The 10,926-nt window shown below is 68.0% G+C and carries 12 protein-coding genes and 1 tRNA gene; 7 read left to right on the forward strand and 6 right to left on the reverse strand.

Annotation, left to right across the window (positions count from 1 at the left end; translation table 11 throughout):
• Together WBB14_RS28325 and WBB14_RS28330 are read left to right on the forward strand one after the other, a co-directional pair.
• On the forward strand, positions 1-339 hold a 339-nt coding region (locus WBB14_RS28325; protein ID WP_424242697.1), incomplete at its 5' end, for a SelB C-terminal domain-containing protein.
• 23 nt (positions 340-362) lie between these two features.
• A tRNA-Sec gene (locus WBB14_RS28330) sits at positions 363-458 on the forward strand.
• Between the two features lie 16 nt (positions 459-474).
• On the opposite strand, the gene WBB14_RS28335 is transcribed toward WBB14_RS28330, so the two are convergent.
• A complete protein-coding gene (locus WBB14_RS28335) occupies positions 475-1,014 on the reverse strand; it encodes a TlpA disulfide reductase family protein (protein WP_332014471.1) in 540 nt (179 codons plus the stop codon).
• Between the two features lie 20 nt (positions 1,015-1,034).
• Entirely contained in the window at positions 1,035-2,135 is a 1,101-nt protein-coding gene (locus WBB14_RS28340) for a transglutaminase-like domain-containing protein (protein WP_424242698.1), read from the reverse strand.
• Between the two features lie 139 nt (positions 2,136-2,274).
• Between WBB14_RS28340 and selD the strand changes: the two genes are divergently transcribed.
• Complete coding sequence (gene selD, locus WBB14_RS28345) at positions 2,275-3,339, forward strand: selenide, water dikinase SelD (RefSeq protein WP_424242699.1); 1,065 nt, start codon at positions 2,275-2,277, stop codon at positions 3,337-3,339.
• Positions 3,340-3,359: 20 nt separating this feature from the next.
• Here the strand turns inward: selD and WBB14_RS28350 are convergent, their stop codons facing one another.
• Entirely contained in the window at positions 3,360-5,420 is a 2,061-nt protein-coding gene (locus tag WBB14_RS28350; protein WP_424242700.1) for an LTA synthase family protein, read from the reverse strand.
• A gap of 153 nt (positions 5,421-5,573) precedes the next feature.
• Positions 5,574-6,491: a LysR substrate-binding domain-containing protein gene (locus WBB14_RS28355; RefSeq protein ID WP_424242701.1), complete on the reverse strand. Its 918-nt coding sequence runs from the start codon at positions 6,489-6,491 to the stop codon at positions 5,574-5,576.
• Positions 6,492-6,526: 35 nt separating this feature from the next.
• Here WBB14_RS28355 and WBB14_RS28360 point away from each other — a divergent pair, with 35 nt between their 5' ends.
• The 3 genes from WBB14_RS28360 to WBB14_RS28370 are packed head-to-tail and all read left to right on the forward strand — an operon-like array spanning position 6,527 to position 7,751.
• Positions 6,527-6,871 carry a DUF2917 domain-containing protein gene (locus WBB14_RS28360; protein ID WP_424242702.1) on the forward strand — a complete coding sequence of 115 codons (345 nt, stop codon included), beginning with the start codon at positions 6,527-6,529 and terminating at the stop codon, positions 6,869-6,871.
• 19 nt (positions 6,872-6,890) lie between these two features.
• On the forward strand, positions 6,891-7,544 hold the full coding sequence (locus tag WBB14_RS28365; RefSeq protein WP_424242703.1) for a 2-hydroxychromene-2-carboxylate isomerase: 654 nt from the start codon (positions 6,891-6,893) through the stop codon (positions 7,542-7,544).
• A gap of 39 nt (positions 7,545-7,583) precedes the next feature.
• Positions 7,584-7,751 (forward strand): hypothetical protein, encoded by a 168-nt coding sequence (locus WBB14_RS28370; protein ID WP_424242704.1) that lies wholly within the window; start codon positions 7,584-7,586, stop codon positions 7,749-7,751.
• A 33-nt stretch (positions 7,752-7,784) separates the two neighbouring features.
• On the opposite strand, the gene WBB14_RS28375 is transcribed toward WBB14_RS28370, so the two are convergent.
• Positions 7,785-8,162, reverse strand: a complete 378-nt coding sequence (locus tag WBB14_RS28375; RefSeq protein ID WP_424242705.1) for a DUF779 domain-containing protein — start codon at positions 8,160-8,162, stop codon at positions 7,785-7,787.
• Positions 8,163-8,219: 57 nt separating this feature from the next.
• Positions 8,220-9,749 carry an aldehyde dehydrogenase gene (gene adh / locus WBB14_RS28380; RefSeq protein WP_424242706.1) on the reverse strand — a complete coding sequence of 510 codons (1,530 nt, stop codon included), beginning with the start codon at positions 9,747-9,749 and terminating at the stop codon, positions 8,220-8,222.
• A 307-nt stretch (positions 9,750-10,056) separates the two neighbouring features.
• Here adh and WBB14_RS28385 point away from each other — a divergent pair.
• On the forward strand, positions 10,057-10,926 hold an 870-nt coding region (locus tag WBB14_RS28385), incomplete at its 3' end, for a sigma-54-dependent Fis family transcriptional regulator (RefSeq protein ID WP_424242707.1).

Consider the following 10,926-nt stretch of genomic DNA (forward strand, 5'->3'; position numbering starts at 1 on the left):
CCCTGGGTGCGCGACCTGGCCCGCACGCTGGGCGAGCCCGAGGACCGCGTGCGGCAGCTGCTGCGCAAGTTGTTGCGGCGCGGCGAAGTGGCCCAGGTAGTGAAGGACCTGTTCTACCACCGCGAGCAGGTGGCCGGGCTGGCGGCGCTGGCGCAAGGCCTGACGGCGCAGCCGGCGGGCTTGAACGCCGCGGGGTTCCGCGACGCCACGGGCCTGGGTCGAAAGCGCGCCATCCAGATTTTGGAGTTCTTCGACCGGGTGGGCTACACGCGGCGGGTGCGCGATGCGCACGTGCTGCGCCAGGAAAGCGCTTACGGCAGCACGCGCCCGGCGCAGTAACCGGTATCATGGGCAGCCACCGCGGAAGGCATTCGTGCCCGGTGGCACGGCTGGGCTTCAAACCCAGTTGGGGGCGTCAGACGTTCCCAGGTAGGTTCGACTCCTGCTGCCTTCCGCCATTTCTCGCGCAGGGCGCTAGGCTCGCAGCAACCCCGTCACCACGCCGCCGACGCGGTCCGATTTCCAGTCCAGTTGCCCCAGGTGCCAATATCGGATGGATCCGCCGCGATCCACCAGATAGTTCGCGGGCAGTCCGACCGCGTCCCATTGTTTCGACGCCGTGCTGTTCCTGTCGTGCAGCACGATGCCCGCGACCGGCCACTTCGCAAGAAAGGTATTGATCTTGGCCGCTGAGTCGCCCACGTTGACCGCCACCAGGCGCAAGCCTTCCTCGCGATGGCGTTTGGCCATGGCGGACATGATGGGGATTTCGTCGCGGCAGGGCTCGCACGAGGTGGCCCAGAAACTGACGATGACCACATTGCCGCGCCAGGATGAGAGCTTTTTCTCGCGGCCGGAGAGGTCAGGCAAGGCCAGCGGCGGCGTGGGCGCGGTCCAGGGCGCCCAGTCCGGACCGGTGGCCTTCTTGAGCGCATCGTCGCTGGCGGCCCGGACAAACCAGGGCAGGGCCGCCAGCGACAGGCCGGACTGCAGGAGTAGGCGGCGGCTGATCATGGCAGTCCCCGTGGCTGGACTCAGATGGCTAGAGGCTTGGCGCGGAGCTTATAGCTGAAGCTGTCGGGATCCAGGCTGTCCAGCCGGCCGGCCGCGGTTTCGCCATTGGGATACATGAGGAAGGGCACGGGGCCGTGGGCCGCGCCGGGCAGGACTACGTCGTGGCCATGGTTGTATGCGACCCAGTTCATCTCCCAGGCGCCGAACAGCATGACGCGCGCGGCGCGCACCTTGGCGTCGGACAGCGGCAGTTCGCCGGGAGGCTCTTCCAGCATGACCTTGCGCACGTCGGCGGGGTCCACGGGCACCCAGCCGTAGCCAGCGGCGTAGAACTCGGCGCGGCAGTGCTGCGCCTTGGTGACGTCGCCCGCCTTGCCCAGGCTTTTGTAGCCGAATTCGGAGTCCGCCACGCGCAGGCCGTAGGCGTCGCGGGCGGGAATGCCGACGGCGCGGGCCAGCGCGACGAACAGGGCGTTGATGTCGGCGCATTTGCCGTTCAGATCGTTGGCCGAGAGCATGTAGCGCACGTCGCCCACGCCGCAGCCGCGGGTGGACGCGGTCCTGCAGGTGTTTTCGACCACCCATTCGTAAATGGCGCGGGCCTGCGCCAGATCGCCGCGATGGCCGCGGGTGATGCGGTCGGCCGTGCTCTTGACGATGCCGTCGGTGGGCAGCAGCGCGGTGGGCTGGAGGAATTCGCGCAGCGCCGCCGCGCTTTCCTGCGGGATGCCGGCCGCGGGCGGCTGGCTCAGGTCCACGCGCCGGTTGCGGGTCTGGAAGCGGCTGGTGACCGTGACCTGGCGCGGCGCTTGCGCATCCGGCCATTGCACGGCCAGCATCTGCACGCCGTAACCGGGCGCCTGCGTCAGCTGCGCGCTGCCGCCGCCGCTGACCTGCCAAGTGCTTTGTGCGCCGCGCTGGTAGGGGGTGTCCGTGGCGTAGGGAACCGGAATCCAGATGCGCGCATGCGCGCCCGGGTCCTGCACGGTGATGTCGGTGCTCAGTTCAAAGCCGCGCCATTCGGCGCTGACGGGGGCGAGCTCCGCGCGCGCCGCCCTGGGCAGCGCCGCGCTGGCGGCGCACAGGGCGCCGGAGAAACGGAGAAAGTGTCGGCGATCCATGTAGCCCTCACTCACGGTGAAGATTGGCTGTCGGTGCGCCCGGGGCCGGGCGGCCGTCCGTTGCTGCGTGCTGCCGGATCATCATAGGGCCAATCGTGGGGGCGGTGCTATCCTTTTCCACTGACCAACGGAGATTCAAATGACCACCCAGGATGTTGCCAGCGCGGCGGTGCCGCGATTGACTTCGCTTTCGCACGGCGGCGGCTGCGGCTGCAAGATCGCGCCCGGCGTGCTGTCCGAACTGCTCAAGCGCTTCGGCCCGGCGGTCAGCTATCCCGATCTGCTGGTGGGTACCGAGACGGCCGACGACGCCGCGGTCTACCGGCTGAACGACGAGCAGGCGCTGATCGCCACCACCGACTTCTTCATGCCCATCGTCGACGATCCCTACGATTTCGGCCGCATCGCCGCGACCAACGCGCTGTCGGACGTGTACGCGATGGGCGGCACGCCCATCATGGCGCTGGCCATCGTGGGCATGCCGATCAACGTGCTGCCGCACAGCGTCATCGCCGCTATCCTGCGCGGCGGCGAATCGGTCTGCAAGGACGCCGGCATTCCGGTGGCCGGCGGCCATAGCATCGACTCCGTCGAACCCATCTACGGCCTGGCGGCGATGGGCCTGGTGCATCCCGGCCGCATCAAGCGCAATGCCGATGCGCGCGCCGGCGATGTGCTGATCCTGGGCAAGGCGCTGGGCGTGGGCATCCTGTCGGCCGCGCTGAAGAAGAACCGGCTCGACGACGCCGGCTACCGCGCCATGATCACCGAGACCACGCGCCTGAACCGGCCGGGCCCGGCGCTGGCCGCCATGGAAGGCGTGCACGCCATCACCGACGTGACCGGCTTCGGCCTGTTGGGGCACACGCTGGAAATGGCGCGCGGCGCGCAACTGACGGCGCATGTGCGGCGCGATGCGTTGCCCTGGCTGCCCGGCGTGCAGGCGTTTGCCGCGGACGGCGTCATCACCGGCGCGTCCGGCCGCAACTGGGCGTCCTACGGCGCATCCGTGCGCCTGGGCGCGGGCGTGAACGACACGGAACGGGCCTTGCTGACCGATCCCCAGACCGCGGGTGGCCTGCTGGTGGCGTGTTCGCCGGATGCCGCGCAGGCGGTGCTGGACCTGTTCCGCCAGCACGGTTTCGAACAGGCGGCCGTCATCGGCGACATGCGCGCGGGCGAAGCGGAAGTGCGCGTCGACTGAAACGCTGGTCTCTCCAGGGGTTAGCGCTCCTGGTCCATGCGGCCCAGCTCCTGCACCTGGTAGTTGATCTGCCAGTGCAGCAGCCGCGGATAGGCGTTCAGCCGCACCTGCTCCGCCCATTGCTCGGCGGTGGCGTCCTGTTCCTCCCCCAGCGCCAGTCCCGACGGGCTTGCCCAGGGCAGGATGCGGCCGGGCTTGTCCGGCCGGAACACGCCTTCATCCGTCAGCGTCACGTTCCCGTCGTTGAAGCCGAAGCACCAGGCCGGGTCGGGCGGCGCGGCCAGCAGGTCGCAGCCGCTGCGGAAGTAGGGCGTTCGCGGCAGGCTCAGGTGGTACAGCGTGGGCAGGATGTCCTTGTGGCTGCCCACGCGCGCAGGGTCGTAGCGGGCCTGCGATCGATAGGCCGGCGGCACGTACAGATAGAACGGCACGGCGCGCGCCAGCGCTGCGTCCTTCGGGTCCTGATAGTCGATGCCCAGGATGTTGTGGTCGCCGGTCACGGCGACGATGGTGCGGGCAGCGGCGGGAGAGGCTTTCAGCCGGGTCAGGAAGCCGCCCAGCTGATCGTTGGCATAGCGCAGCGTGTCGATCGCGTCCGCCAACGCATCCCAGCTCTTGAAATAGGGCAGGCTGGCCACGTCATCCAAGGGCAGGCCGCCCCGCTGGCCGCCTTCCGGCACGATGAACGGGGGATGGTGGGTGGTGGACAAGGCCACGATGAATAGCGGTTGGCCATCCTCGGCGCCTTGCGCCAGACGCTCCTCGATGTAGCGGAACATGTACTCGTCTGGCACGCCCCAGGTTCCCGCCCGGGCTTGGGGATAGCGCGCCCTGAGGGTTTGCTGGTCCGCGAATTCGTGCGCGCCCAGCTTGGTGGCGAAGACGCCGAGGTTGCGCCAGGTGGCGGCGCCGGACGTGACGAAGACAACCCGGTAGCCGCGCTGCAGAAAGGGCGTGAAGGCATTGCTGGCGAATGGGGCGTCCACCGCCGACGATTGGCCCACGGCAGCAATGGGGCTGCGCACCAGCAGGCGGCTGAGCGAGTCTATGGTGCCGTTGCCCTCTGCCACGAAGCGCTCGAACAGCCAATCTTCGCGCCAATGCGGGCGCAGCGCGCCGAGCAGGTCGCGGCCGGGAGCGTCATAGGCGTTCAGGTGGGTGCCCATGCTTTCCATCAACTGCAGCACTACGTGGGGCGGCCGCGCCGCCGCCGCCGGATTGGGGCCGGTTGCGGCCATGAAGGGCCGCAGGCCGTGGTCCGGCCAACCGAGGAAGCGCTCGTAGAGCAGGCGTCCTTCGCGCGCGGTGACGGGTTCGAAGCGCTTGTCGTTGCCGCGGTCCGACAGGGCCCAGGAAAAGGCCGAGATGCCGTTGGGCGCGATGTCGTTGAGCAGGCGCAGCGACGAAATGCTGGTGTCGTCCTTGTTGAGCGGGAACCTGCCCAGCGAACCTCTACAGGCCACCACGGTGCTGCCCATGATCAGCGCGAATAGCAGCAGGCCGGGCACGGCGGCGCGGCGCTTGAGCGGCATGCGCTGCACCCGCGCCCGCCAGCGGCGGCCGAGCCACCAACTGCCGGCCAGCACCACCGCCAGCAGCAGGCTCGCCTGCGCCAGGGGATAGCCGTGCCACAAGGTCATCAGGATGGCGTGGGTGTCGTCGTCGACCAAACCGAACACGAAAATGTCGATGGAGCGCGAGAACGTGGCGAAGTAGAAGACGCTGACGATCGTGATGGCGGCAAACAAGGTCGCCATGACCGCGCCCAGTCCTGGCAGATAGCGCTGCCAGCGCTGTTGCAGGCCGGGCGTGGCGGCCGCCGCCATGGACAACAGCAGGAGCACCGAACAGGCGATGCTGGCGACCTTGATGTCGAACAGCAGCCCGGTGGTCAGGCTGCGCCGCACATCCTGGGGCAGCGCGTCATATGTCCCCGGCGCGGCATAGCGCAGCAGCAGGTAGCTTCGTCCGGCGCTTTGCGCCAGCACGCTGATCAGCCAAGGGGCTAGCAGGACCAGGAAGGAACGCTGAAAGTTGATGAGCCAGTCTTGCCATCCAAGCGCCGAACGGAATAGCTTCATCAAGTTTTTGGGAGCAAGGTTGCGGATGCCGCGGTTGTTTGCGTCGGGATGGCGGCAAGTCCGCCGCCGCGCAAAGGCGCAGGCCGCAATCTACAGGAGGCAGCGCCGCAATTTATAAAGATTTGTATAGCGGCGTGTTGCGACGCCTTTGCATTAGCCCGTCAGCGCTCGTGCGGTGGCTTCTGCTTGTTCCATCAGCCAGCGCGTGACTACGTCCGCGTCCGGCGTGGCGCGGCGCGCGTTGCGCACCAGCCAGTAGGCGTGTTCAGTGGCGCTGGCGGCTTGGCCGCCGACGGCCTCCAGGCGTTTGTCCGCCAGCATCGGCGCGATCAGCGCCAGCCGTCCCAGCGCGATGCCGTGGCCCGCCAGCGCCGCGTGCACGATCTGGTCGTACTGGTTGAAGCGCAGCATGCCTCGGGCGGGCGCCCGGCCCAGCCCGCGCGCGTTCAGCCATTCCGACCATTGCAACCAGGGGCGCGTGGGATCGTCGAATTCCAGCAGCACGTGGCGTTGCAGTTCCTCGGCATCCAGCATCCGGGCCTTGAGCGAAGGGTGGGCCACCGGCACAACCGCTTCGCCGAACAGCCAGGCTGCGTTGTCCGGCACGCCGTCGCGCAGGCTGTAGCGGATGGCGATGTCCACGCTTTCGCGGTCGATGTCGATCAGCCGGTTGTCGGCAGCCACGCGCACGTCGATATGCGGGTGCGCCGCCTGGAAGTCTCCCAGCCGCGGCAGCAGCCACAGCGAGGCCACGCCTATGGTCGTGGTGACGGTGACGGGCGTGCGGCGCTCGGGCGCGCGCAGTTGCTCGGTCAGGTCGCCCAGCTGGCTCAGCCAGACGTCGGCCATGCGGAACAGCTGCGCGCCTTCGGAGGTGAACGACACGCTGCGGAAGCCGCGCACCAGCAGCGGCACGCCCAGATGGGCCTCCAGCGCCCGGATCTGGCGGCTCACGGCTGACTGCGTCACATGCAGGTCCTGCGCGGCCAGGGTGATGCTCATGCGGCGGCCCACGGCCACGAAGCCTCGGACCAGATCAAGCGGCGGCAGTTTTGCCAGCGGATATGGCATTCGTAAAACTCATGCGTGTCGGACGGAAATGTCGCTTGAGCAATAGTACCTCCCGGGCGTTCAATAAGACTCAGACGACGGGTAAAGGGCGCACAGCCCCGCAACCCGCCGCGATCGCCGCCGCCGCGGCCCAGGGGTACGCCATGATCCAGGTATGTTGCACTGCGGGAATGTCATTCCGTTTGGCCGGCGGCTCGACTATGCTGCTCAAACACGCTTCGGGCGTTCGCATCGTGTGTCACGCCGGCACCTTGTGGATGTCCGAATACCAGCGCCTCGATGACAGCGTGCTTCAAGCCGGTGATTCCATCACCGTCGGCAGCGATCGCGATGTCGTTCTCAGCGGCCTGCCGGATGCGCAGGTCGCGCTAATTTCCTAGCAGCCCCGGAGCCCTAGTCATGACCGCGCCCCTGCCCGACACGCCCCGCATCGAGATGTGGTTCGATTTCGCCAGCCCGTACAGCTACCTGGCGATAGAACGCATCGACGCCCTGGCGCAAGAGGCCGCCGTCCGGGTCGATCTGCGGCCCTTCCTGCTGGGTCCGATCTTTCAGGCCCAGGGCTGGAATGACACGCCGTTCCGGCTGTTCCCGGGCAAGGGCGCCTACATGATGCGCGATATCGCCCGCCTGGCCGAAAAGTACGGCCTGATCTACAACCGTCCGCGCCTGTTTCCGCGCATGAGCGTGCTACCCGCGCGCATCGCGCTGCTGGGCCAGGACGAGCCCTGGGGCCGCGATTTCTGCGTGGCGGTGTTCCGCGCCAATTTCCAGCACGACCTGGACATCCAGTCCGAGGACGTCGTGCACGGGCTGCTGACGGAGCTGGGCCTGGACGCCGATGTCCTGATCGCCCGCGGCAAGTCCGAAGCCGCCAAGGAAGCGCTGCGCGGCCAGGTCGACCAGGCGCGCAACCTGGGTCTGTTCGGCGCGCCGACCTTTTTTGTGGACGGTGAAATGTTCTGGGGCAACGACCGCCTGGAAGATGCGCTGGAATGGACCCGCCGCGTGGCGCCCGCCAGCGCTTGGACCTCGTCCGCCGCGCGCTCCTGAGCCGCCTGCGCAAGCTTTTTCCTCACCCTACCTTCAGCAATGAAAAACGCCAGCAGTGCCTATCGCGGCGCGCCCATGCCGGGCGGCCGTTCGTTCACGCAATTCCGGGCCGCGCGCATCCGACGCGTGTCGTTCCAGTGGCAACAGGCAGCAGGGCCTGGCACGCCGGACAAGGGCCGCCCGCAAGTCGGCTCGCAGGGCCGCTAGGGCCCGGCGCGCAGACCTGGTCAGGGGCCGGAGTCAGCCCCTGCTGACGGGCGCCACCCGCGCCCATTCCTCGTCCGAGTACAGCCGCGAACGCAGCAGGAAGCGCTTGCCTTCCGCGCTGTCCAGCGAGAAGGCGCCGCCCCGGCCGGGCACGGCGTCAATGATGAGCTGGGTGTGCTCCCAATAGGCGAACTGGTCCTCGCCCATGTAGAACGGGCAGCCCTCCAAGTCGCCCAGCAGCACGTCCGAACCGCCCACCATGAATTCGCCCTGGGCGTAGCACATGGGCGAGCTGCCGTCGCAGCAGCCGCCGGATTGGTGGAACATCAGCGGGCCATGCTTGGCGCGCAGGGTCTCGATCAGGCCGCGCGCCTCGTCGGTGGCGACCACGCGCGGCGTTTGCTCTGCCATGTCAGGCTCCTTTGAGGCGCGCCGGGTCTCGCGGCCCGGCGCCAGGCTCTGGCAGGTTCAGAAGAAGCCGAGCTTCTTCGGCGAGTAGCTCACCAGCAGGTTCTTGGTCTGCTGATAGTGGTTGAGCATCATCTTGTGGTTCTCGCGCCCGATGCCAGACTGCTTGTAGCCGCCGAACGCCGCATGCGCCGGATAGGCGTGATAGCAGTTGGTCCAGACGCGGCCCGCCTTGATCGCGCGTCCCATGCGATAGCAGGTATTGGCGTCCCGCGACCACACGCCCGCGCCCAGGCCATAGAGCGTGTCGTTGGCCAGGGCCAGCGCGTCGTCGGCGTCCTTGAAGGTCGTCACGGCCACCACCGGCCCGAAGATCTCTTCCTGGAATACGCGCATCTTGTTGTGGCCCTTGAACACCGTGGGCTGCACGTAATAGCCGCCTTCCAGCGCGCCCTGCAGCTGCGCGCGCGAGCCGCCGGCCAGCACGTCGGCGCCTTCCTGCTTGCCGATGTCCAGGTACGACAGGATCTTCTCCAGTTGTTCGGTGGAGGCTTGCGCGCCCAGCATGGTGTCCGCGTCCAGCGGATTGCCCTGCTTGATCTCGGCGACGCGCTTCAGGGCGCGCTCCATGAACTTGTCGTACAGGGATTCCTGGATCAGCGCGCGGCTGGGGCAGGTGCAGACCTCGCCCTGGTTCAGCGCGAACATGACGAAGCCTTCGACCGCCTTGTCGAGGAAATCGTCATCTTGCGCGGCCACGTCGGCAAAGAAGATGTTGGGCGACTTGCCGCCCAGCTCCAGCGTGACCGGAATGATGTTCTGCGAGGCGTACTGCATGATGAGGCGGCCGGTGGTGGTCTCGCCGGTGAAGGCGATCTTGGCGATGCGCTTGTTCGAGGCCAGCGGTTTGCCGGCTTCCAGGCCGAAGCCCGTGACCACGTTGATCACGCCCGGGGGCAGGATGTCGCCGATCAGTTCCATCAGCAGCAGGATGCCCAGCGGCGTCTGCTCGGCGGGCTTGAGCACCACGCAGTTGCCGGCGGCCAGGGCCGGCGCCAGCTTCCACGCCGCCATCAGGATGGGGAAGTTCCAGGGAATGATCTGGCCGACCACGCCGAGCGGTTCATTGAAGTGGTAGGCGACCGTGTCGCTGTCGATCTCGGACAGCCCGCCTTCCTGGCTGCGGATGCAAGAAGCAAAATAGCGGAAGTGGTCGATCGCCAGCGGAATGTCGGCGGCGCGCGCTTCGCGGATGGGCTTGCCGTTGTCCCAGGTTTCGGCCGTGGCCAGGCGCTCCAGGTTCGCTTCCATCACATCGGCGATCTGCATCAGCATGTGGGCGCGCTGCGCCGCCGGGGTTGCACCCCATTTAGGCGCGGCGCGGTGCGCGGCGTCCAGCGCCAGTTCGATGTCGCGTTCCTTCGAACGCGCATTGCGCGTCAGCACCTGGCCCGTGACCGGCGTGACGTTGTCGAAGTATTCGCCGTCGGCGGGCTTCTGCCATTTGCCGTCGATGAAGTTGTCGTACTGGGTCTTCAGGTCCAGGCGCGTGCCGTAGGAGTCGGGGGTGATGCGGGTCGCGATGTCCATGCTTGTCTCCGGTATTGTGGGATAGCGGCAGTCGGCTGCCTGTCCTGTATCAAGCAAGGAGCGTGCCAGTCGGTGCTTCCCCGCTGGACAGCCTGCGGCTTGCATGCGAAAGTAGGTTTCCAGAACGGGGCGACGTGCAGCAATGCCCCTCGAGGGCCGGCTCGCCGCCGGGCCGCCCCAAGGCGGGCCAGCTCCCCCAGGGGCAGCCAGCCCGCACAGCGGCGCGGCGAGGGGGCTCCCTCCCTGTCGCTTTTTGCGACATCGTCGCGGAACAGGTGTCGCAGAACGCTTGTCCCAGGAGACATGCATGGCCACTCATTCCCGTCAGCACGCGCTGACGCAAGCGCGCCTGCTGTTCAACCAGCAAGGCGCGGTGCCCGGCGGCATGGTCGCAGAGCCCATCCTGCGATCGTGGCGGCGCTGCGCCGACCTGGGCTTCGATATGCGCGGTGTGCGCCGCGCCGAGCTCATGACCCAGGGCGAACTGCGCGAGGCCCAGCAGCGCAATGAGGCGCTGCGCCGGCTGTCCGAACCCGCCATGTCCATGCTGCGCCGCGAGGCCTGCGGCAGCGACGGCCTGGTGATCCTGTCCGACGCGCAAGGCCTGGTGCTGGACTCCGACGGCGACACCGGTTTCGCGCAGCGCGCGTCGCGCGTGGCGCTGATGCCCGGCGCGCCCTGGGACGAAGCGGCCGCAGGCACCAACGCCATCGGCACCGCGCTGGTGGAAGGCCGCCCCATCGCCGTGCATGGCGCGGAACACTATTTCGAACCTAACCGCATCCTGACCTGCGCGGCCGTCCCCATCACCGATAGCGAAGGCCGCACGCTGGGCGTGCTGGACCTGTCCAGCCCGGCGCGCGACCTGCGGCCGGACGTGCTGGAATTGGTGCGCGCCGCCGTGGACCTGATCGAGCACCGTTTGTTTGAACAAGCCTACGAGCAGCACGCCGTGCTGCGGCTGCACGTGGACCACTCCGGACTGGGCGCGCCGGGCGAGGGCCTGCTCGCCTTCCAGGGCGACCTCCTGATCGGCGCCAACCGCCGCGCCTTGCAGGCGCTGGGCCTGGCGCCCACGGCCCTGGGCGTGTACCGCTACGCCGACGTGTTCGATGGCGACATGGAACGCTGCCCCGACGCAGCCGGCAGGGTGCAGGCGCGGTCGGGCGCCGTGTAC

It is taken from the genome of Achromobacter sp. (assembly GCF_049647645.1).
GTDB lineage: Bacteria > Pseudomonadota > Gammaproteobacteria > Burkholderiales > Burkholderiaceae_B > Achromobacter.